This is a genomic window from Flavobacterium notoginsengisoli, assembly GCF_042686225.1.
Lineage (GTDB): Bacteria > Bacteroidota > Bacteroidia > Flavobacteriales > Flavobacteriaceae > Flavobacterium > Flavobacterium notoginsengisoli.
This window is the reverse complement of record NZ_JBHUOT010000005.1, coordinates 395,373-417,574: the sequence shown is the minus strand read 5'-3', so window position 1 is coordinate 417,574 and position 22,202 is coordinate 395,373. Positions and strand designations below refer to the sequence as shown.

Annotated in this window: 16 protein-coding genes; 8 read left to right on the top strand and 8 right to left on the bottom strand. The window is 34.6% G+C overall.

Going from position 1 to position 22,202, the window contains the following annotated elements:
- Positions 1–136: 136 nt before the first annotated feature.
- Together ACFS3A_RS14145 and ACFS3A_RS14140 are read left to right on the top strand one after the other, a co-directional pair.
- On the top strand, positions 137–1,081 hold the full coding sequence (locus ACFS3A_RS14145; protein WP_379826244.1) for an OmpA family protein: 945 nt from the start codon (positions 137–139) through the stop codon (positions 1,079–1,081).
- Between the two features lie 239 nt (positions 1,082–1,320).
- On the top strand, positions 1,321–2,358 hold the full coding sequence (locus ACFS3A_RS14140) for an aldo/keto reductase (RefSeq protein WP_379826243.1): 1,038 nt from the start codon (positions 1,321–1,323) through the stop codon (positions 2,356–2,358).
- 299 nt (positions 2,359–2,657) lie between these two features.
- Here the strand turns inward: ACFS3A_RS14140 and ACFS3A_RS14135 are convergent, their stop codons facing one another.
- The 3 genes from ACFS3A_RS14135 to ACFS3A_RS14125 all read right to left on the bottom strand — a co-directional run bounded on the left by ACFS3A_RS14135 (position 2,658) and on the right by ACFS3A_RS14125 (position 5,677).
- On the bottom strand, positions 2,658–3,281 hold the full coding sequence (locus ACFS3A_RS14135; protein ID WP_379826242.1) for a murein L,D-transpeptidase catalytic domain-containing protein: 624 nt from the start codon (positions 3,279–3,281) through the stop codon (positions 2,658–2,660).
- 8 nt (positions 3,282–3,289) lie between these two features.
- Positions 3,290–4,450: a vWA domain-containing protein gene (locus tag ACFS3A_RS14130; protein ID WP_379826241.1), complete on the bottom strand. Its 1,161-nt coding sequence runs from the start codon at positions 4,448–4,450 to the stop codon at positions 3,290–3,292.
- Between the two features lie 267 nt (positions 4,451–4,717).
- The gene (locus ACFS3A_RS14125) at positions 4,718–5,677 is read right to left on the bottom strand and encodes an SIMPL domain-containing protein (RefSeq protein WP_379826240.1); all 960 of its coding nucleotides are present in this window, start codon (positions 5,675–5,677) and stop codon (positions 4,718–4,720) included.
- A gap of 145 nt (positions 5,678–5,822) precedes the next feature.
- Between ACFS3A_RS14125 and ACFS3A_RS14120 the strand changes: the two genes are divergently transcribed.
- A complete protein-coding gene (locus ACFS3A_RS14120; protein ID WP_379826239.1) occupies positions 5,823–7,643 on the top strand; it encodes a tetratricopeptide repeat-containing sensor histidine kinase in 1,821 nt (606 codons plus the stop codon).
- Positions 7,640–8,389: a LytR/AlgR family response regulator transcription factor gene (locus ACFS3A_RS14115; protein ID WP_379826238.1), complete on the top strand. Its 750-nt coding sequence runs from the start codon at positions 7,640–7,642 to the stop codon at positions 8,387–8,389. Before ACFS3A_RS14120 ends, ACFS3A_RS14115 begins: the two co-directional genes overlap by 4 nt.
- Positions 8,390–8,604: 215 nt before the next feature.
- Here ACFS3A_RS14115 and ACFS3A_RS14110 read toward each other — a convergent pair whose 3' ends face one another.
- The 5 genes from ACFS3A_RS14110 to panC form a co-directional block, all read right to left on the bottom strand.
- Positions 8,605–10,569 (bottom strand): transglycosylase domain-containing protein, encoded by a 1,965-nt coding sequence (locus ACFS3A_RS14110; RefSeq protein WP_379826237.1) that lies wholly within the window; start codon positions 10,567–10,569, stop codon positions 8,605–8,607.
- Between the two features lie 124 nt (positions 10,570–10,693).
- On the bottom strand, positions 10,694–12,055 hold the full coding sequence (gene radA, locus ACFS3A_RS14105; RefSeq protein ID WP_379826236.1) for a DNA repair protein RadA: 1,362 nt from the start codon (positions 12,053–12,055) through the stop codon (positions 10,694–10,696).
- Complete coding sequence (locus ACFS3A_RS14100) at positions 12,055–13,209, bottom strand: alpha/beta hydrolase (RefSeq protein ID WP_379826235.1); 1,155 nt, start codon at positions 13,207–13,209, stop codon at positions 12,055–12,057. The genes radA and ACFS3A_RS14100 overlap by 1 nt, the downstream gene beginning before the upstream one ends.
- 203 nt (positions 13,210–13,412) lie before the next feature.
- Positions 13,413–13,763, bottom strand: coding sequence for an aspartate 1-decarboxylase (gene panD / locus ACFS3A_RS14095; RefSeq protein WP_008465481.1), 351 nt, complete (start codon positions 13,761–13,763; stop codon positions 13,413–13,415).
- Positions 13,764–13,777: 14 nt separating this feature from the next.
- The gene (gene panC, locus ACFS3A_RS14090) at positions 13,778–14,626 is read right to left on the bottom strand and encodes a pantoate--beta-alanine ligase (protein ID WP_379826234.1); all 849 of its coding nucleotides are present in this window, start codon (positions 14,624–14,626) and stop codon (positions 13,778–13,780) included.
- Between the two features lie 107 nt (positions 14,627–14,733).
- Here panC and ACFS3A_RS14085 point away from each other — a divergent pair, with 107 nt between their 5' ends.
- The 4 genes from ACFS3A_RS14085 to ACFS3A_RS14070 all read left to right on the top strand — a co-directional run bounded on the left by ACFS3A_RS14085 (position 14,734) and on the right by ACFS3A_RS14070 (position 22,144).
- The gene (locus tag ACFS3A_RS14085; RefSeq protein WP_144216777.1) at positions 14,734–15,540 is read left to right on the top strand and encodes a glycogen/starch synthase; all 807 of its coding nucleotides are present in this window, start codon (positions 14,734–14,736) and stop codon (positions 15,538–15,540) included.
- A gap of 21 nt (positions 15,541–15,561) precedes the next feature.
- Positions 15,562–17,139, top strand: coding sequence for a DUF4270 domain-containing protein (locus ACFS3A_RS14080; RefSeq protein WP_379826233.1), 1,578 nt, complete (start codon positions 15,562–15,564; stop codon positions 17,137–17,139).
- Between the two features lie 10 nt (positions 17,140–17,149).
- Positions 17,150–19,000, top strand: coding sequence for a glutamine--fructose-6-phosphate transaminase (isomerizing) (glmS, locus tag ACFS3A_RS14075; RefSeq protein WP_379826232.1), 1,851 nt, complete (start codon positions 17,150–17,152; stop codon positions 18,998–19,000).
- Between the two features lie 306 nt (positions 19,001–19,306).
- Complete coding sequence (locus ACFS3A_RS14070) at positions 19,307–22,144, top strand: TonB-dependent receptor domain-containing protein (RefSeq protein WP_379826231.1); 2,838 nt, start codon at positions 19,307–19,309, stop codon at positions 22,142–22,144.
- Positions 22,145–22,202: the final 58 nt, after the last annotated feature.

Below are 22,202 nucleotides of genomic sequence, written 5' to 3'. Positions count from 1 at the left end.
GTATTGTTCTTGCTGAGTGAATTTCAGTTTTAAAATTAATATTGCAATTAGCATTGAAATTTGATGTTGTCATTGCCATTGATTTTTGCCATTGAAAAAGTATTAAACGCCCCAGAATAAAAACAATTAAAGAAAGATGATTAGAAAAGCCTCCATCGGATTGCTGGTTGTAGCCATGTCCGCAACGTCTTGTGTTTCGAAGAAAATCTATAATGATTTAGAAACAAAGTATTCAGATTTAAAGAAAGAAAACCGTTCTATAACGGATGAAAATGATAACCTGAAGAAAGCGAAAAATCAGTTAGAATTAGACCGTGATAAACTGACTAAAGATTTGGCCAGCACAAAAGATGATTTGGCAAAACAAAAAGCTGATCTTGCAGCTGAACAAAAGAAATATAAAGTATTGCAGGATTCATACAATGCTTTAGAGAAAAACAGCAACGATGCTCTGGAGAAAAACATGGCTAAAAACCGTGAATTGCTAGCGCAGTTAGAAGCAAAAGGTAAAGCCCTTGCAGACGAGCAGGCTCGTTTAGATAAAACGGCAAATCGCTTGAAAGAATTGGAAGATATGATTGCGGCTAAAGAAGAAGCAATGCGTAAACTGAAAGAAACTTTATCTAAAGCATTAACTGGTTTTGAAGGTAAAGGTTTAACAGTTGAACATAAAAATGGAAAAGTATATGTTTCTATGGAAAACAAATTGCTTTTCAACTCAGGAAGCTGGGCTGTTGGAACAGAAGGTAAAAGAGCCGTTGTAGAACTTGGAAAAGTTTTAGGAGATAATCCTGATCTTTCTGTTTTGATTGAAGGACATACAGATGATGATCCGTATGCTGGTTCCGGACCAATCGCTAACAACTGGGATTTATCTACTAAAAGAGCAACTGCAATTGTGGCTATTTTGAGCGAAAACCCAAAAATCAATAAACAAAAATTAACGGCAGCGGGAAGAAGCGAGTTTTCTCCTCTAGCAAGCAATGCTACTCCTGAAGGAAAAGCGAAAAACCGTAGAATCGAAATTATCCTAACTCCAAGATTAGATGAGATTGCGGAGATGCTTAATAGCATTAATTAAGGTTCAAAGAGACATAGTTACAAAGGCTCAAAGGTTTTTACTTTTGAGCCTTTTTTGTTCCTGCAAGGTTTCCAAAACCTTGCAGGAGAGATCGAAAAAATCTTGTACTTTTTTTAACCTTTTTCAAATCCAGATTTGAAAAATCCATTCGTACATTTGTGCTTCTTCAATTAAAAATTAAAAACAAAGTGAGGGAAACTTAGAGCCTTAGAATCTTAGCAACTCAGCATCTTAAAAAAATGAAATACACAACATTACCCAACACCGATATAAAAGTTAGTAAAATATGCCTTGGAACCATGACTTTTGGGCAACAGAATACAGAAGCCGAAGGCCACGAGCAAATGGATTACGCTTTAGAAAGAGGAGTTAATTTCTTTGATACAGCCGAAATGTATTCAGTTCCGGCAAGTGAAGCGACTTACGGAAGCACCGAAAAAATTATTGGAACCTGGTTTAAGAAATCGGGAAATAGAGATAAAGTTATCTTAGCATCTAAAATTGCAGGCCCAAATCCGAGTTTTGGATACATGCGTGAGAAATTGGATTTTTCTCCAGCAAGTATCAAATTTGCTGTTGAGCAAAGCTTAAAAAGACTTCAAACCGATTATATTGATTTGTATCAAATGCACTGGCCGGAAAGGAAAACAAACAATTTCGGACAACGTGCTTTTCACGGACATAATGATGTTTGGGAAGATAATTTCAGAGAAATCCTGGAAACTTTCGACGCATTAATCAAAGAAGGTAAAATCAAACATATTGGAGTTTCAAATGAAAACGCGTGGGGAATGATGCGTCTTTTGGAAGAAAGCAAATACAACAATCTGCCAAGAATAAAAACCGTTCAAAATCCGTATTCGTTATTGAATCGTTTGTTTGAAGTAAATTCTGCCGAAGTTTCGAAATATGAAAATGTTGGTTTGTTAGGATATTCACCTTTAGCATTCGGAGTTTTGACTGGAAAATTTTTAACTGGAGAAGCTCATCCGAAAGCGAGAATAAACCTTTTTCCACAATACAAACGTTACAATAGCGATCAATGTACGCAAGCGACAAAATTGTATCAGGAAATCGCTAAAAAACATGGTTTAACGTTAACCGAATTGGCAATGGGATTTGTGTTGCAACAGCCATTTTTGACAAGTGCAATTATCGGCGCAACCACTTTAGAACAATTAAAAGAAAACATCAATACCATTGATGTGGTTCTTTCGAAAGAAATCCTGGCTGAAATTGATGCTGTTCAGGCTATAATTCCTGATCCGGCACCTTAAAAAATTTAAAGAAAAGCGAAGCTACACAAATTTTCACATCGCGTAATCATTCCGTAGGAATGTTTCATCGGTAGAAAAAAATGTTGGGTGTTTCCATTTATTTACGTTCCGTAGGAACGTTCGATATGCGAGATTGTTGAAAAATGATACCAAAATCAAACGTTCCTACGGAACGAAAAATGTTGATGACATTATAATTTTTTCTACCGATGAAATGTTCCGATGGAACATTGGAATATATGAAACAGTAATGGGTTGTTTTTTTTAACAAACCATTACTGTTTTTTTGATAAAATTGATTAGTAATACATCACCAAAAGGATTTTCTTTTTAGAAGTATCAATTTGTTTTTCGAGTACACCGAAAAACTTTTCATTTACCATAGGACATCCCAAACTGTTGCAGATTGGATATGGCTGTTCTTCAAACGGAACATCTTCATATTTATGTAAGACTATATTTCGGTCAAAAGCATTACTGTTGGTTTTATCCAAACCGTACAATTTATAGGCTTTTCCAAATCTTCCGGAATAGGAGCCGCCAATAGCGTATTTTCCCAATGAACTGCAATTGGAGTTTTTTACATTGCTAAATTTAAGTTCGCCATAAATACCCGTTTCAGAACCTGAACCATGTCCAACCAAACCTTTGTCGAGTAATTTGTTGTGTTTCAAATCATAAATAAAAAACCGATTTCTTCCGGATTCTACCTTCATATCTAAAAAGAAAGCAACATCTGAATTGTATTTCGGAGATTTCCCCAAGAATCTCCTGATTTCAATGACTTCACTTTTTAGTTTTCCTTCGTAGGAATAAATCGGTTTTGAGTTTTTATGGACTGTTGGTTTTTCTTCTTTATTTCGGCAGGCAAATGCGGTGCAGAAAATCAAGAGCGTGAAGAGAAAGAAAATTTTACTTTTCATAGACCCAATCATTTCTCAACTGTATACCCTTTTACTTTAGCAAAAGCGATTATTGATGAGTTGATAGTATTGCCTAAATCATCTTGCTTTTTCGTTTTCTTAGATTCAGTATCAATATATTCCTGACGTTTTTTGGCCAAAACGCTGATTTCTTTCTGGATGTTTTCTCTTTCTTTTGTTTTTTCAGTTACTATTTTCTGCAATTCGGCAGTCGATTTGTTTTGCAGTTCGGTTGGTAATTCTTCTTTTTTGATTTTAGAAATGGCTCCAGCATCGTCTTTTACTTTGTCAACCAAATCCCAGCTGTCATTTTTATAAACCGCTTTTGATTTACTAACGGCACGATCTGTATAATTTGAAGCTGAAACTTTTTTAGCGTTTTGATCCTGCATCACCTGATTCATTTTTTTCTCAGCTCCTTTTGTGCCATAATTGATGTAGGTTTTGTTCATTTTTTCATCGCATTTGGCAATTTCATCATCATAAGGAGTGGCAATATATTCAACAGCTCTGTCCGAATCAATATTGAAATACTTTCCTTTTCCTCGGTCTGCGCCGTCTTTCCAAAAAATGTTGATGCCTTCGGTTTTATTCCCGCAGAAAATGGTGTTCACATAAATTCCATTTTTCAAGGCATTGCTGATGGCTTCTTTATAACTGATTCCTCCCTGATTGAATTCTTCGTTTCCGGCAATGTAAATCAGTTTCATGCTGTTGTTTTCTGATGCCCATTTTAATTCTTTTGTTGCATCCTGAATAACGGCTCCGCAATATTCACTTCCGCCATTGGTCCTAAGTGCAAATAGTTTTTCGGAAATTAAATCCAAATCGGTTGAAAGTGGCGTTACCTGTCTGATGTAATTTGACTTAGCAGACAAACCGTCATTGCCATATTCATATAAAGCAATTTCGATATCAGGCGTTTTTCCTTCGTATTTAAGAGTGGTCAGCGTGTTTACAATATTCCACAATCGTGATTTCGCCTGATCGATTAAACCGTCCATACTGCTCGAAGTATCCAGCAAAAGGGCAACTTGTATTTTAGTGTTGGAAGCTGTTGCCGGTTTTTCGATTTCAGTTTTTGGTTTCGGATTAGCATTCGAAGAATGACAGCTTGTGATAGAAAATGCAATTGCAAATAGCGCGGAAATAAAAAGATTTGATTTCATGATTTTTAGTTTTTACTGATGATTACAGATCAAACTTAGAAACAAAAAAGGCCTATTTTTCGGACAAAGGGTGAAACGGTGTTTTGACTTGGTGAAATGGTTTTAAATCCATTGGGTATAATTATTTTCAACACAGAGAAACATAGATTTTATAACTTAAGAAAGGCGTTTCACTTCATAATAATAAACATAGCTATGTGTGAAAATCAAGATTTTTTTAAATTATCTTTTTGTACTTTTTTAAAATCTATGTTTCTATGTGTTAAATTAATTTTGTTTTGGCGAATTGATATTTAGGGTTTTTAAATCGCCATTTGGGGTAACCAGAATAAACTCTTTGTCTCCTTTTACAGGTTGTTTCTTTTCTCTGTTAATGACAATTTTTACTTCGTATTGTACCTGAATAACAGGTTCTAAAACCGAAGGATTAATGATAAAATCAAACTCTTTACCAAAAACCGGCTGATAATATAGCGTTGTAGATTTACTAGCTTGATTGACATTCGCCGATTTTTTTAAGTTCAAAGAGGAACTATTGTAGGCTTCATAGGATTTATACATTTCCACAGGTAAGTTTACAACGAAATCGTCAACTATTCTTTTTTCGGCATTTGTAAATGTTTCGCCAAGAAGAATTTCATAGTTTTTTATTTTTTCCTGAATTAGTAGTCTGGCTTTGGCCATCATTTCTTTTTTGATGGTTTCCAAAGCATTTGAAAAGTAATCTACTCGCACCAAATCGTAAATTTCATTATTGGATAAAATGGAAATAAATTCATTTAACTGATTCGGATCGGAAAATTTGATGTGGATGTTTTTCTTCAATTCAAATCCAATCGGAACTTCATTATAGGTTTTTCGGCTGAATACTTTTTTTTCGGCTTCGTATTCATAAATCGGAACAAACGAAATCATATCGACAAAAGTTTCAACGCCTTTTTTAAGTTTGATTTCGTTTAGCGCCTGCGTAATTCTCTGGTCAAGTAATTCATTGACTTCCTTGGTTGTTTTGCCGGTTTGAGTGGTGCTGAAAATAGCGGTATAAGAATCTGCCTTGACATTGGCAAGTCCTTTTACGCTTGCGACAATTCCATCGTTAGAAGGAAAATTGATGTTAATCGAGTTTTGGGCATTATACTGATTTTGGTAATTGACATTGCCAGATGCCTGTGCGTTGATGAACTGAGAAAATAGAATGATAAAAAGAGATAAGGATAGTTTTTTCATGATTTTGATTTTTGATTCGGAAACAAATGTATTGCAGGAAAAAACGTATTTTTGGCAGAATGGGTCAACGAGCCGTTTGACTTGGTGAAAGATATAGGATAGGAATCTGAAATTAGGTTACTTTACATTTTCTAAATTACTTGTTGTGAAGCATAGTGTATTAATTGTTTTTAGTCTCTTTTTTTTAGTGTTGTTAGTTCCACAGCGAATGACAGCACAAGCTGTTTCTGATAAAAAATTGGAGAAAAGCAGAACCAAAATCAGTAAAACGGCAGAAGAATTATCCAAATCACTGGATGATAACGATGAATCGAAAATTGCTCAGAATTACGAAAAACTGGCCAATGAATTTCTGAATAAAGGAGATAATGCCAAAGCAGAAGAATACTATAAAAGAGCGTTAAACAGTTATACCAAATTAAAACTGACAGAAGACAAAACCCGTGTTACCAGAAGTCTTGCTAAAGCACAGGAAAACCAAAGAAACTTTGGCTCGGCGATTAAAAACTATGAAAAAGCAGGATCTTTAACAAAAGACGCAGTTGAAGAAAAAATCAATTTAAATGATGCCAACCGTTTAAAAAATCAGTCTGATCCGGCAAGTCAGGCAGATTATGTGGATTCGAATATTGATTTACTGAAAAAGGAAAACAAAAAAGGCGAAGTTAAAGAAGCTTATGTACAAAAAGCGCAGAATTCACTTCAGTTAAATGATAAAAAAGTAGCGATTGAGAGTTACAACAAAGCCTTAGATTATGCCAAAAACAAACCTGAAGAAGCTATAAAAATCAAAAACGAAATTGCTAAAGTTTATGCCGAAGACAATCAGTTTGATAAAGCGCTTCTGATAAGTGAAAAAATATTGGCAGAAGCCAGAAAAAATAAAGATTATACAACCGAAATAAAACAGCTTCAATCGCTTTCATCCCTCTATTTTGAAAAGAAAGAACCGGAGAAGGCGATTTCATCATTAAAAGAAGCTTATAATTTATCATTCCAAAAAGGGAATTCGGCGGAAGCCAAAAACAGTTTATCTTCTTTGGTTAAATATTATAAAACCAAAGGTCAGAATAAAGAAAGTATGGCTTTGTATGAGCAGTTTTTTGAAAATTTCGATAAACTGATTCATTCTGATACAACTTTAATTGATGCGAAAACTTTTCAAATTACGGAGGAGAAAATCCGTCAGTTGGAAAAAGAAAAAACACTGAAAGATGAGCTGATTTCGAAGAAAAATACCTTCAATTATTTCCTGATTGGTTCAGTTGGTTTGTTACTGCTTTTGTTTTTGTTTATCGTGAAAGCCTTGTATTCCATTAAAATTAAAAATAAAGAAATAGCACTTCAGTCTTTGCGTCGCGAAATGAATCCGCATTTTATTTTTAATAGTTTGAATAGTGTCAATCAGTTTATTTCGGAAAATAAAGAATTGGAGGCGAATAAATATCTGACTTCATATTCGAATTTGATGCGAAATATGATGGAAAACTCCAATAAAGATTTTATTTCTTTGGATAAAGAAGTCGAGCAGTTGAAAAAATACCTTGATTTAGAACATCTGCGTTTTGAAGATAAATTTGATTTCGAAATTACAGTTGATGATTCGCTGGATCCGGAAAGGGTTTTTGTTCCGAATATGATTTTACAGCCTCATCTCGAAAATGCCATTTGGCACGGATTGCGTTATCTGGATAAAAAAGGATTTCTGTCTTTACGATTCGATGTGAAAAACGGAAAAATCATCGTAACCATTGAAGATAACGGAATTGGCTTAACTAAAAGCCGTGAACTTAAAACCACAAACCAGAAAATATACGAATCCCGAGGTTTGAACAATACCAAAGAACGAATTGCGCTTTTGAATGAATTGTATAAAAAGGAAATTACATTTAGAATTGTAGAAAAAGAAGGACTGGAATCTGGCACAATAGTTCAAATTGTTTTTCCATTAATTGATAAAATATGATGACGCTCCAAAAGATAAAAAGTGTAATTGTAGAAGATGAACTTGCCGCACGAGAAGTGCTCAAAAATTATTTGAGCAAATACTGTCCGCAGGTTGAGGTTATTGGCGAAGCGCAAAATATCAAAGAAGCGGTTCCATTGCTTCAGGAACTGAAACCGCAATTGGTTTTTCTGGATGTAGAAATGCCTTTTGGAAATGCTTTTGATGTTTTGGAAGCTTGTAAAGATTTGCATTTTGAAACCATATTTGTCACGGCATTTTCTGAATATTCGCTTCGAGCTTTGAATCAAAGTGCCGCGTATTATCTTTTAAAACCAATTAGTATTGAAGAGTTGATTGTGGCGGTTAATAAGGTTCAGCATCAAATTATGAATCATGAAATCTTCAATAGAAATAAAATTATTGTCGAAAATTTTCATGAACAGAAACCCGAAAAACAACAAGTGATTCTTCCAACGCTTGAAGGTTTTGAAGTCGTAAAAATGGAAGAAATAGTACGACTTCGTGGTAACGGAAATTTTACCGATTTGCATCTCAACAACGGAAGCAAAAAAATGGTCTGCCGTTTCCTGAAGCATTTTTCAGAGATTTTGCCTCTGCCTTTTATTCGGGTTCATAAATCGCATATTATCAATATCAATTGCGTGAAATCGTATAACAAAGGCGGAATCGTGACGCTTAATGATGGTGCTGAAATTGAAGTTTCGCCAACTTATAAAGAAGAGTTCCTAAAGAACTTTAAATAATTCGTTTCCTTTCCTGCAAGGTTTTCAAAACCTTGTAGGTATAAGTATGTAGAAGTAAAAAGGATAACACCTACAAGGTTTTGGAAACCTTGCAGGAGAAAAAAGCTTCGCGCCGTAGGTAATAAGTATGTAGAAGTAAAAAGGATAACGCCTATAAGGTTTTGAAAACCTTGCAGGAGAAAAAAACTTAGCGTCTTAGCGCCTTCGCGGCAAAACTACAAATCAAATTCATCATCCACAGCCAAAGAATCATTTTTGACTGCAGTAGAATCTGGAGCTTTAATTTTTATAAACGAACGCGCACTTCCTGAAATATAAACGGGTAATATTCCAGTCGTATCTTCCGGAACTAAAAGTCCTCTTCTGAACATCAAATTCTTTAGGAACTTTTGATTCTTTAAAGCATAATCTTTCAAATTTCCCTCATCATTAAACTGATACATGAATTTTCTCGGCTTCGGAATAATCGTTGCTAAGTATAAACATTCATCAATATTTAAATCGGCTGGACTTTTTTGGAAATAGAAATGACTTGCTTCTCCAATTCCGTACACATTCGGTCCCCATTCGATAATGTTGAAATACACTTCCAACATTCTTTCCTTGCTTACAATTCGGTTGTTCTCTAAGATGTAAACCAATAGAATTTCTTCAAGCTTTCGCGAAAGCGTCTTTTCTCTAGTCAGGAAAACATTTTTAATCAACTGCATGCTGATGGTGCTGGCGCCACGAGAGAATTTCTTAGTTCTGATGTTTTTTAGAATCGACTGTTTGAAAGCTTCATTTATAAAACCTCGATGTGAGAAGAAAGATGGATCTTCTGTTGTTAATACCGATTTTCTCAAATAAGGAGAAATCTGATCTAAAGGCGTATAATTCGGATTTGCATTTCCAACCAAAACTGGTCTTTGCAATACATTTTGAATAATAGCACGATAGACAAATTCGCCATTTAGCTTATTTAAATCGGCTTCACCATATTTCGTGATTCGTAAATCTTCTTTATTTAACTTGCTGTCAAAAACAAGCGTATTGGGTTTGTTTTTATTGAATTTGAAGTCTAGCTTATAATCGAAATTTCCAGTCGCCTGCATGCCCTGAAAATGCGTAAATAAACCATCCGGAAGCGAAACGATAAAATCCTGCGCTTTCATCTTCGGAATGTCGACTTTTAAAGTATAAACAGTATCTTTTTCGGTATCATAAGAAATGTACGGACGCACTTTAATTTTATTCAACTGCATAGTCGAAGTACTGTCAATCGAAATAAAACTGTCTCCCAATAAAAAGCGGTAATCAAAACGGGCATTTTTTATTACGACATCTTTACTCGCAATTTTTGGATGATTGATTTTAAGATTAGCAATAGAAGTGTAACCGTCGATATGAAGTTCGCTTCCGCTTTTATCAATATTCTGAACATTCAGTCGAATCGAATCGAAGCTTGCTTTTAGATTATAACGCTGATCCAAATACGGAACACGAATTGCTCCTGTATCGAGATTGAAAAATCGAATATCTGCTTTTTTGTTTCTTGGATCTGCAAAACCTTTGATGTTCCAGCGCTGATCAAAATCTTTAGCCTGAACATGAAGATTTGTTTCCAGTTGTTTGTCGCTTAAAACCAGTTTGTCTACAGCGATATTAGTTTGTTTTCCGTTGTCGTCGATTTTGAATTTGAAGTTTTTCAAATCCATATCGGTTGGAACTAAATTCAAGACTTTTGAAATGATTCTGTAAGCAAAAGAAGCATATTTTCGTTTTTCGTTCGATTCTGTTTCCTCCCGGTCTTTTTTTAGAAAAGCATCAAAATTTCGCTTTTTACCTTTTTTGACCAACTGAATGTAGCCGTTATCCACTTTTAAAGTTCCAACCTGAACATCTCCAATCAATAAATTGCTTAGACTAATGCTGGTTTCTACATTTTTTATTTTGACCAGTGTATCAGCATTTATCGGAGCCAAAACAACATCGGTCAATTTTATAGTCGATAATCCATCAAAAGAAGCCGATTCTACAGAAAAATTACTGTTGTACTGTACGGCCATTTTGTGGGTAACTTTGGCAATAGCCTGCTTTAAAAGAGAATTTCGAAAATAGTACAACCCAATGCAAAGCACGAGTATTACTATTCCCAGTATTTTTAGTGCTTTGTATATTTTTTGTTTTGGAAAATTCATAAAGTTAATTTCTTAAAAAATAGAACAGTCTGTGATGTTAAATATTTTTTTCTGCCACGAATTCACAAATTTTTTTTCCATAAAGATTTAAATATAATTCGTGAATTCGTGGCTAACAAAAAAATTACCCAAAAAGAATGCTGGCAACATCTTCAATTTTAGCGACCAATTCTATTTTAATTCCTGTATTTTTTAAAGCAATTTTATTGTATTTGGAAACAAAGATAGTATCAAAACCTAATTTTTCGGCTTCCTGAATACGCTGATCCACGCGATTCACTGGACGAATTTCGCCAGAAAGACCAACTTCACCTGCAAAACAAAAACCTTTTCCAACCGGAATATCTTCATTTGATGATAAAATGGCAGCTACAACAGCTAGATCAATTGCGGGATCATCAACAGAAATACCTCCAGTTACGTTTAAGAAAACGTCTTTGGCACCTAAACGAAATCCAGCTCTTTTTTCTAAAACGGCCAGAATCATATTTAGTCTTTTTGCGTTATATCCTGTTGTGCTTCGCTGAGGTGTTCCGTAAACTGCGGTGCTTACCAAAGATTGAATTTCAATCATCAGCGGGCGCATGCCTTCAAGTGTTGTAGCAATTGCAGTTCCTGATAATTCTTCGTCTTTGTGTGAAATCAATATTTCAGACGGATTGCTTACTTCGCGCAAACCGCTTCCCAGCATTTCATAAATTCCGAGTTCAGATGTTGAACCAAAACGGTTTTTCAGTGAACGTAAAATTCTATAAATATGATTTCGATCGCCTTCAAACTGAAGAACAGTATCTACCATATGTTCCAGGATTTTTGGCCCTGCAATATTTCCGTCTTTGGTAATATGTCCAATCAGAATTACCGGAATATTGGTTTCTTTTGCAAATTTGATCAATTCGGCTGTTGTTTCTCTGATTTGAGAAATACTTCCAGCGGTCGATTCGATATAATCGGTATGTAAAGTTTGGATCGAATCGATGATTACGATTTCTGGCTGAATCGCTTCAATCTGTTTGAAAATATTCTGAGTTTTGGTTTCAGTCAAAATGTAACAGTTGTCGCTGTTTGGCGTTATTCTTTCCGCACGCATTTTGATTTGTTTCTGACTTTCTTCTCCAGAAACATATAAAGTTTTATAAGGTAATTTTAATGAGATTTGAAGTAAAAGTGTACTTTTTCCAATTCCAGGTTCTCCGCCTAAAAGTGTCAAAGATCCTGGAACGATTCCGCCTCCTAAAACACGATTCAATTCGCCGTCAGTTGTATCCATTCGAATTTCCTGAGCCGAATCAATTTCGGTTATTTTTAAAGGCCTTGGTACTTTACTCGATGATGTTGGTTCGCTTTTCCAAGCTACTTTCTCCTGCTTTTGAATAATTTCTTCAGCAATTGTATTCCATTCTTTGCATGCGTTGCACTGTCCCTGCCATTTGGAGTATTGAGTGCCACAATTTTGGCAAAAAAAGGAAGTTTTAACTTTTGACATTATTTACTTTTTTTGGCAAGCGTATTCATTTCGTCAATCTTCTCATACATCATGTCTTTGTTCAAATCGCCAATCGGCTCCATTTGTGAAGCATTTTGGTATTTTTTTGATGCATGTTTCGGATCGCCTTGTTTTTCATACATTAATCCTAATTCATATTCTCCCAACATGGCTTTGGGATAATTTACATTTCCAATTTCGGCCATTTTTCCTAATTCGCTGTAAGCGTTTCTTTTTAAAATAAGATTTTCTACTACTTTAAAATCGCTTATTCGAACTGGAATCTGAACTCCTAAAACTTCAGACATGTCAGCGTATTTTTTTTCTAAGTATTCGGCATAACCTTCTTGAAGAACCGCAATTTTGTCGTTGTATTCGGCAGAATTTATAGGTCGGTATGATTCAAAAATCTGGTACAACGCACTTGGAATAGAATGTAATACTTCTGTGTAATGCGTAGCACCCTTAAAAACATCGTATTTATAATTCACTAACGGATTATTAGCGATTTTAATATTATTGTTTAATTTTTCAATCGGTTCTTTTATCTTTTTAATATCACCTTCTCCTGCAGAAAGATAATAGAAAACTGGTTTTTTTATTTTGGCAAACTTTTCGGCAATACGCACTTCCATTTTTGGTGCCAATTCTGGACTTAAACAGATGTAGGCATTAAAAAGCGGTATTTCTTTATACAAATAGAAATTAGCAAAACTTGCTGTTATATCGTGGCCTGCAATAAGTCTGAAAGGCGAGGTACGGTATTTTTTTTCAATATAAGGCACTAATTCTGCTCCGACGAATTCGAAAAACTTGGAACCTTTTTCAAAAGGTAGTCCTTCGTTTTGGTCGATTGTGGTATCATCAAAACGTTCTCCATCTTTATTTTGATGAATTCCGATAATGATCATTTCCGGAATATCATCCCAATACGAACCATAACTTACAGCTCCGGAAAAAGGATCAAATAAGTAATCGCCATCCAATAAATAAAGAACAGGATATTTTTTGTCTTTGTTTGCTTCATAAGAAGCCGGAAGTCCAATTGTAATTCTACGCTCTTCTCCCAGTTTTTCTGATTTAATATTATCGAACGTTTTTTGGGCAAACGACGAGAATGAAATCAAAAGTGTTAGTAGGTAAACTTTTTTCATGATTTGTGGCATTTCAGTAAATTAAAAATGTATTGAAAATAGTGTAGCAATATACTATTTTATTTGCTTCTTTGTTAAATGGGATCAAAATTGAAGCACAGAAATTTAGGGTCAAAATCATTTTGGATTAAGACAAAAGAGGAATTCTTTGTACAAAAAGCTTTGGACAAAGAAAGTAAATTCTTAAAAAAGAAAGAATTGGTTTAGGTTAGCGAATTATCATTTTCGTTAGGGAAAATAATCCACGGTTTGAAGGTCTTCGCTTCTTCAAAATCCAAGGTTGCGTAAGAAATAATGATAATGATATCATCTTTCTGAACTTTTCTTGCAGCCGGACCATTCAAAGTGATTTCGCCTGAGTTTTTCTCACCTTTAATAGCGTAAGTTTCAAAACGTTCGCCATTATTAATGTTCACAATAGATACTTTTTCGCCTTCAATAATGTTTGAAGCTTCCAGTAAAGTTTCATCAATAGTAATGCTACCAATATAATTTAAATCGGCACCCGTTACTTTAACGCGATGAATTTTTGATTTTATAACTTGAATTTGCATGCTGCAAAGTTAGATTAATTTAATGAAATGGTGTCTATCAGTCTTATAGAATTAACAAATACTGCTATAAATGCGCGATAGTTTTTGCCATTCTCTTTCTGATCGATAGGTAAAAGTGTTGATTCGTCAGCAATAACGAAATATTCAAGGTCGAATGTTTCGTTGTCTTTGAAAGAATTTTCTACAAATTCCAATGTTTCCTGTGGATTGTGGTTTTGAAAAATCTCTTTTGCCTCGGTTAAAGTTTTGTAGATAATAGAAGCCTCTTTGCGTTCTTGTGAAGTTAAACGTTCATTGCGCGAACTCATAGCAAGTTGGTTTTCTTCTCTAAATATAGGACAACCGATAACATTTACAGGTAATGCTGCTTTTTCGACCATTTTTTTAACAATCTGGAGTTGCTGAAAATCTTTTTCTCCAAAATAAGCATTTGTTGGCGTTACAATTTCAAAAAGCCTTTTTACGATTGTTCCGACTCCGTTAAAATGTCCCGGTCTGAATTTTCCTTCCATTTGATTTTCTAATCCGTCGAAATCAAAAGTCTGGGAAACGGTATTTCCTTCATAAATATCTTCAACCGAAGGAGCGTATAAAATGATTTTTTCATTTAATGTACGCATTTTCTTAATATCTTCTTCTAAGGTTCTCGGATATTTTGCTAAATCATCAGGGTTGTTGAACTGTGTTGGATTGACAAAAATGCTTACAACGGTATCGTCGTTTTCTTTAAGTGAACGCTGCATTAAAGCCAAATGTCCTTGGTGTAAAGCGCCCATTGTTGGTACAAATCCAATAGTTGAATTTGCGGTTTTGATAGTTTTAATATAGGCTATCAAAGCTGCTTTACTGTAGAAAATGTGCATTGAGGTATTATTAAAATTTTATGCAAACATAATATATTAGTTATAAACTGCATAAATTTTTGTAATTTTGCGACGTTTTTATTACCAAAATTAAGTAAAATACTATTATGAAAGATAAGAGGATATTATATGTATCATCTGAAGTCGTGCCTTATTTGGCTGAAAATGAGGTTTCTTTAATGTCTTATGACGTTCCGAAAATGATTAATGATCAGGGAGGTCAGATAAGAATTTTCATGCCAAGATACGGAAATATCAACGAAAGAAGACATCAATTACACGAAGTGATCAGACTTTCAGGGATGAATTTGGTAGTGAATGATTTAGATATGCCGTTAATTATTAAGGTAGCATCAATTCCGAAAGAGAGAATTCAGGTGTACTTTATAGATAATGATGAATATTTTAAACGTAAAGCAACTTTCGCAGATGAAGAAGGGGCTTTATATCCTGATAATGACGAAAGAGCCATCTTTTTTGCAAAAGGTGTTGTGGAAACCGTTAAAAAACTGAACTGGGTTCCGGATATCATTCACGTTCATGGTTGGTTGGCAGCGATGCTTCCAATTTATATGAAGCATTATTACAAACACGAAGCATTATTTTCTGAAACTAAAATCATTACCTCTGTCTATGGACAGTCTTTTGATGAAAATTTAGATTTGGAGATGATAAATAAAGTTAAATTTGACGGTGTTCCTCATGAGGCTGTATCAGATTTAGAAGTGCCAAATTACGAGAATGTTTTAAAGGCCAGTATCTTGCATTCTGATGGAGTAATCATAGCATCAGAAAATGTTTCTCCAAGTTTAACAAAATTTATAGAATCTTCAGGAAAACCTTTTTTACCTTTCGCCACGAAAGATGCATTTGCTGACGCATATACAAATTTCTACAGAACATTTGGACTTTAAATTTTAACTTTATTATAAAACATGTATAATACTTCTTTTATTAAGAAAATTCTTTTAGCTTTAATTGTTGTTTTTTTATATTCTTGCGACAAAGATTTTAATGCAATTGGTGATGGTTTAGTTGGAGATGATCATTTTGGGCTTGAACTGGAAGAGTATAATGTTTTAGCCTTTAATCAGGAAGTTACCCCAATTCAGTCTAATAATATGGCTGTAAATGCTTTGGGAATTTTTGATAATCCGTTGTTTGGTACTACAACAGCTAACTTTGTAACACAGGTAGGACTTGAATCTTATGCTCCTACAATTGGAGAATCTCCGGTAATTGAAAGTGTGCAGCTCACGATTCCATATTTTGTTAAAAATAAAGTAACAGATGATAAAGGAGATAGTACATATGAACTGGATTCAATTTATGGAGGTCAGGGAAGTAACTATAAGTTAAAATTGAGTGTTTATGCTTCCGGTTATCAAATGAGAAACAGCTATTTTAGTGGCGGTACTCAATTACCTCAGTTTTATTACACCGATCAAAATACTGATTTTTTTAATAACAAATTAGGAAATCGCTTAAATGATGAAAAAGTGTCTGAAACAGATCAAAGTTTTAAAGATGATCAATTCTTTTTTGATTCTAAAGAAATTGTGACTAAAACTGTCGATGCTGATAATAAAGAAACAATTACGAGAACAGCTCCTCAGATGGTTTTGAATCTTAATAAGCAATTTTTTCAGGATAAAATATTGAATGCTTCTGTTTCAAAACTTTCAAGTGAAGATGTTTTTCAGGACTATTTCAGAGGGTTGTATTTTATGGTTGAAAAATCAGGAAGTTCTCCGAGCAACATGGCTTTAATTAATTTTTCGGGAGGAAAAATCACCATTAAATACAAAGCTAAAACTGCCTCTACAACGGATGGTGATGCAACAGAAGACAAACAGATTATTGTAGGTTTGAAAAGCGGTGTCCCTAGTGGCGTTGCAAGTACAGCTAGTTTTCTTCAGGATGTTAGAAATCCTGATTATGAAAATGTGATTAAAAATGGAAGTGAAAATGAAGGCGACGAAAGACTTTATTTAAAAGGTGGGCAGGGGTCTTTAGCGGTCATTCGTCTTAATGATTTTGCTTCACAGTTAGAAACCATTAGAAAAACGAACTGGAAAGTGAACGAGGCAAATCTTGTTTTTTATGTTGATACTGATAAAATGGGAACGACAAAAGAACCAAAGAGAGTTTATTTATATGATTTAACTAATAATACTGTTTTACTAGATTATTCTTCAGATGATACCGCAGCGTATGGAGGTGGTTTAATTACCGTTGATTCTAAAAAAGGAAAGTATTTTAAAATAAGAATTACAAGTCATATTCGTAATCTTATAAAAGATTCGACGGCTAAAAATGTAGATTTAGGATTGGTTGTAGCTTTAAGCGGCGGTGTGATTAACTCAAATGCATTAAAAGAAAAAAATACAATTATATCACAAGCACCGAGAACATCGGTAATGAGTCCTCTTGGGACAGTCTTATATGGCGGAAAAACTTCTGCAGGTGATAAAAGACTGAAACTTGAGGTGTACTACACGAAACCAAATTAATAAATATTATATGTGTGGAATTGTTGGATATATCGGTCATAGAGACGCATATCCTATTGTAATCAAGGGATTAAAGCGACTTGAGTACAGAGGTTATGATAGTGCCGGTGTTATGCTGTATGACGAGGAGTCGGGCATAAAACTTTGTAAAACAAAAGGTAAGGTTTCTGACCTTGAAGCCAAAGCAAAAGAAGGCTTTACTGCAAACGGAAATATTGGAATTGGACATACCCGCTGGGCAACACATGGTGTGCCGAACGATGTGAATTCGCATCCTCACCTTTCAAACTCTGGTGATCTTGTAATTATCCATAACGGAATTATTGAGAATTATGCTCCTTTAAAAGAGGAGTTGATTAAAAGAGGTTATACTTTTAAATCAGATACAGATACAGAAGTTTTAGTTAATTTAATAGAAGAAGTTCAGAAGAAAGAAAATATTAAATTAGGTAAAGCAGTGCAAATTGCATTAAACCAGGTAGTTGGAGCTTATGCAATTGCTGTTTTTGATAAAAAAAATCCAAACGAAATTGTTGCAGCAAGATTAGGAAGCCCGCTGGCGATTGGAGTTGGAGAAGGGGAGTATTTTATTGCTTCTGATGCCTCACCATTTATTGAATATACTTCAAATGCAGTGTATTTGGAAGATGGAGAAATGGCTAATATCAGACTTCATAAGCCAATTAAAATCAGAAAAATTAAAGATGACTCTTTAGTAGATCCTTATATTCAGGAACTTCAAATGAATTTGGAGCAGATTGAAAAAGGGGGGTATGATCACTTTATGTTGAAAGAGATCTACGAGCAGCCAAGCGTAATTAAAGATACTTACAGAGGAAGACTTCATGCCAACGAAGGAATTGTTCAGATGGCAGGTGTTGAAGATAACCTGGAGAAATTCTTAAACGCAAAACGTATTCTAATCGTGGCTTGCGGAACTTCATGGCATGCAGGTTTAGTAGCAGAATATATTTTTGAAGAGTTTACACGTATTCCGGTTGAAGTAGAATATGCTTCTGAGTTTAGATACAGAAATCCAATTATCAATAAAGATGATGTAGTTATTGCTATTTCTCAGTCTGGTGAGACTGCAGATACAATGGCTGCTATCAAGTTGGCAAAAGAAAACGGAGCATTTGTATTTGGTGTTTGTAACGTAGTAGGTTCTTCTATTTCAAGAGAAAGCCATGCAGGTGCTTATACGCATGCGGGGCCGGAAATTGGGGTTGCTTCTACAAAAGCATTCACGACTCAGATTACAGTTTTAACAATGATTGCTTTGCGATTAGGAAAAGCTAAAGGAACATTGTCTAATACAGATTTTCATACTTATCTTCAGGAATTAGAAATTATCCCTGAGAAAGTGGCTGAGGCATTAGAAACTAATGATAAGGCAAAAGAAATTGCTGCAGCTTTTAAAGATTCGCCAAATTGTCTTTATTTGGGTAGAGGGTATAATTTTCCGGTTGCTTTAGAGGGTGCTTTAAAGCTAAAAGAAATTTCATATATCCATGCAGAAGGTTATCCGGCTGCTGAAATGAAGCACGGTCCAATTGCTTTAATTGACGAATTTATGCCGGTTATTGTTATTGCTCCTAAGCAAGGACATTACGATAAAATTGTAAGTAATATTCAGGAAATTAAATCCAGAAGCGGTAAAATTATCGCTGTGGTTACCAAAGGCGATATTCAGGTTCGCGAATTGGCAGATTATGTAATCGAAATTCCGGAAACTTCAGATGCGTTGTCTCCATTGGTTACGACAATTCCATTGCAATTACTTTCTTACTACATTGCAGTTATGAGAGGATGTAATGTGGATCAGCCTCGAAATTTGGCAAAATCAGTTACAGTGGAATAGGTTTTATTTTAAATAAATATGTTAAAAAAGCGAGATTTAGGTCTCGCTTTTTTTTATTGTCAAATGTTTTTTTCAACAAATGTATTTTTATGAATTTTTCAGTTTTTTGATTAAAATTTATATGTATGCATAGTATATTGGTTTTTCTTTTGTATTTCTTTGTTTTTATTTTAATAAATTGAATTACCAAATAGTTAAAATATTGTAAAAAATGGTGGTAAATATTTATTTTATTTAACGTTTTTTTATGTATATTAAAATATTTGCTTATTTTGGCTATATATACTAACGAAAAAACTAACCCAAATGAGAGTCTACTTGCTAATTATGTTGTTGTTCAGCGGAATGTCTTTTGCGCAGAATACGATAACAGGTTCGGTTACAGATGGTAACAAACAATCTATTCCTGGTGCTAATGTTGTTGTTGTCGGAGAAAATAGTGGTGCTTCTACTGATTTCGATGGATCATTCAAATTGACTACTAATGCTAAATTACCTTTTTCAATAAAGGTTTCTGCAGTAGGATTTGAATCAAAAACGATTAATGTTACTGCTGCAAATCAAAAAGTGAATGTAATTTTAAAAGATGAAGAGACTAAACTGGACGAAATTGTAGTTTCTGCATCCAGAACTCCGGAGAGGGTTTTGGAATCTCCTGTGACTATTGAAAGAATGGGGATTCAGGAGATAAAAAGAACGGCTTCTCCTTCTTTTTATGATGGTTTGGAGAATATGAAAGAGGTTCAGATGAACACTAGTAGTATGTCTTTTAAGTCAATCAATACAAGAGGATTTGCTACTGTTGCTAATACCCGTTTTATGCAGTTGGTTGATGGTATGGATAATTCATCTCCGCTTTTAAACTTTGTATTAGGAAATATGATTGGTGTTTCTGAAATTGATGTTCAGAGTGTGGAGCTTCTTCCGGGTGCTTCTTCTGCATTATATGGAGCAAATGCATTTAATGGTATTTTGTTTATGACAAGTAAAAGTCCGTTTACCAATCAGGGTGTTTCTACTTATTTTAAATATGGTGTGACTTCACAGGAAGCTGCCGGAACTAATGGATATTACGATTTTGGTATTCGATTTGCCCATGCTTTTAATAAGTACTTTGCTGCGAAAGCTAATTTTACTTACATGGAGGCGACAGATTGGTATGCTACAAATTATAATGACAAAACCAGAGCGGGTATTGACAGGACAGATCCGGGCTATGATGGTATTAATGTTTATGGAGATGAGGCTTCAACAAATATCAAAGGAGTAGGTTTAAAATTAGAATCTATGGGCTTGATTCCTGCAGGGGCATCTAACCTTTTGCCAAACACTACCGTTAGTAGAACTGGTTATAATGAAATTGATTTAACAGATAACAAAGCGGCTAATAAGAAAATTGATTTCTCGCTTCATGGAAGACCTTTTGGTGATGAGAGATTGGAGATTATCTGGCAAAGTAAATTCGGTACGGGGAATGCTGTTTACCAAGGAGCTAATAGGTATTATCTGAATGATTTTTTTATGCAGCAACATAAATTAGAGTTCAAAGGGAAGAATTTTTTCTTAAGAGGGTATACGACTTCAGAAGATGGAGGGCATTCTTATGATATGATTTTTACTGGTATTAATGTTAACAGAAAATGGAAAGATGATAATACCTGGTTTGGTCAGTATGCAGGGGCTTATATTCAGGGAACTTTAGCAGGAATGACTCCGCAACAGGCACATGCGGCTGGTAGAGCCACAGCAGATACAGGCCGTTTTCTACCAGGTACTACGGAATTTAAAAATGCTTTTAATCAGGTTATAAATGAAGCAGATGTTCTTTCTGGTTCTAAGTTGGTTGATAATTCTAAAATTTATCATTCCGATGCTAACTATAATTTCAAGGATTTAATAAAATTTGCAGAAATTCAGCTTGGAGGTTCATTTAGAGCATATGAGCTGAATTCTCATGGTAGAATTTATACAGACGCAAACGGTCCAATCAATTATAATGAATATGGTGCTTATGCGCAATTGATGAAAAAATTTCTGGATGACAGATTGAAATTTACAGGTTCTCTTCGATATGACAAGTCTAAAAACTTTGACGGAAATTATTCCCCTCGTTTATCTTTAGTGTATTCAGGAGGAGAAAAAAGGAATCATAATTTCAGAGGGTCTTTTCAAACTGGTTTCAGAAACCCTTCGACTCAGGATCAATATATTGGATTTAACATTGGAAGTGCCGTGTTAATAGGATCTGCTCCTGATAACTTAACAAGATTTAGTGAGACATTTAACTTAAGTGCAGAAGGTCAGGCTTACAGCGGAAAAGCTACTAAAGATATGACGGGGCTTGATGCATATGGAAATTCTTATATAGCAAGTTCTGTAAATGCTTTTTCTGCAATGGCGGGAAGTAATCCAACTGCAGCTGCTGCATTGTTGAAAAAATCAAGAGCAAATTATGTAAAACCTGAAGAGGTAAAAGCTTTTGAATTAGGATATCGTTCTGTTTTTGAAGGGATGTCAATAGATCTTAATGGGTATTATAATATCTATAATAATTTTATTGGTACTTTGAATGTGATTTCTCCTTATTACGGAACGGCTCAGGATAATCCAAGTTTGCCGATGCCTAATACTCCTGTTACAGATCAGGGAGCACAATCTATACGTGCTATTCAAAATGGAGAATATAGAGTCTATCAGTTGTATACCAACTCAGATGTTGAAATTCGTTCCTTAGGATTTGGAGTAGGGCTTTCAAGAAAAGTAATTGCTGATTTTGAATTAGGGGTTAACTATAATTATGCTCAGTTTGATTTTGATCAGGAAAAAGACCCAAGTTTTGAGCCTGGATTCAATACTCCTAAACACAGGGTTAAAATGTCAATTGGAAACGATAAGCTGTTTAAAAATTTCGGTTTCAGTGTTAGCGGAAGATGGAATAGTGAGTATTTATGGCAGGCAGGATTTGCTGATGGTATCATTAAATCGGCTACAGTAATTGATGCTCAGATAAATTACGGAATTCCAAAATTAAAATCAGTTGTGAAATTAGGAGCGGCTAATATTGGCGGAAAAGAATACTATCAGGTTATTGGAGCAGGATTGATCGGACAGCAGTATTTTGCTTCCTGGACTATTAATCCATAATTGATTATTTAAACTCTAAGTAAAATTCATTATTAATGTTTTTGGAGTAATCTGGAAA

Coding starts and splice junctions, on each gene's coding strand:
- ACFS3A_RS14140 (WP_379826243.1), top strand. CDS start 1,321: ATGAAATACACAACATTACCCAACACCGATATAAAAGTTAGTAAAATA.
- ACFS3A_RS14125 (WP_379826240.1), bottom strand. CDS start 5,677: ATGAAAAAACTATCCTTATCTCTTTTTATCATTCTATTTTCTCAGTTC.
- ACFS3A_RS14130 (WP_379826241.1), bottom strand. CDS start 4,450: ATGAAATCAAATCTTTTTATTTCCGCGCTATTTGCAATTGCATTTTCT.
- glmS (WP_379826232.1), top strand. CDS start 17,150: ATGTGTGGAATTGTTGGATATATCGGTCATAGAGACGCATATCCTATT.
- ACFS3A_RS14100 (WP_379826235.1), bottom strand. CDS start 13,209: ATGAAAAAAGTTTACCTACTAACACTTTTGATTTCATTCTCGTCGTTT.
- ACFS3A_RS14080 (WP_379826233.1), top strand. CDS start 15,562: ATGTATAATACTTCTTTTATTAAGAAAATTCTTTTAGCTTTAATTGTT.
- ACFS3A_RS14070 (WP_379826231.1), top strand. CDS start 19,307: ATGAGAGTCTACTTGCTAATTATGTTGTTGTTCAGCGGAATGTCTTTT.
- ACFS3A_RS14135 (WP_379826242.1), bottom strand. CDS start 3,281: ATGAAAAGTAAAATTTTCTTTCTCTTCACGCTCTTGATTTTCTGCACC.
- panD (WP_008465481.1), bottom strand. CDS start 13,763: ATGCAAATTCAAGTTATAAAATCAAAAATTCATCGCGTTAAAGTAACG.
- ACFS3A_RS14085 (WP_144216777.1), top strand. CDS start 14,734: ATGAAAGATAAGAGGATATTATATGTATCATCTGAAGTCGTGCCTTAT.
- panC (WP_379826234.1), bottom strand. CDS start 14,626: ATGCACATTTTCTACAGTAAAGCAGCTTTGATAGCCTATATTAAAACT.
- ACFS3A_RS14110 (WP_379826237.1), bottom strand. CDS start 10,569: ATGAATTTTCCAAAACAAAAAATATACAAAGCACTAAAAATACTGGGA.
- radA (WP_379826236.1), bottom strand. CDS start 12,055: ATGTCAAAAGTTAAAACTTCCTTTTTTTGCCAAAATTGTGGCACTCAA.
- ACFS3A_RS14145 (WP_379826244.1), top strand. CDS start 137: ATGATTAGAAAAGCCTCCATCGGATTGCTGGTTGTAGCCATGTCCGCA.
- ACFS3A_RS14115 (WP_379826238.1), top strand. CDS start 7,640: ATGATGACGCTCCAAAAGATAAAAAGTGTAATTGTAGAAGATGAACTT.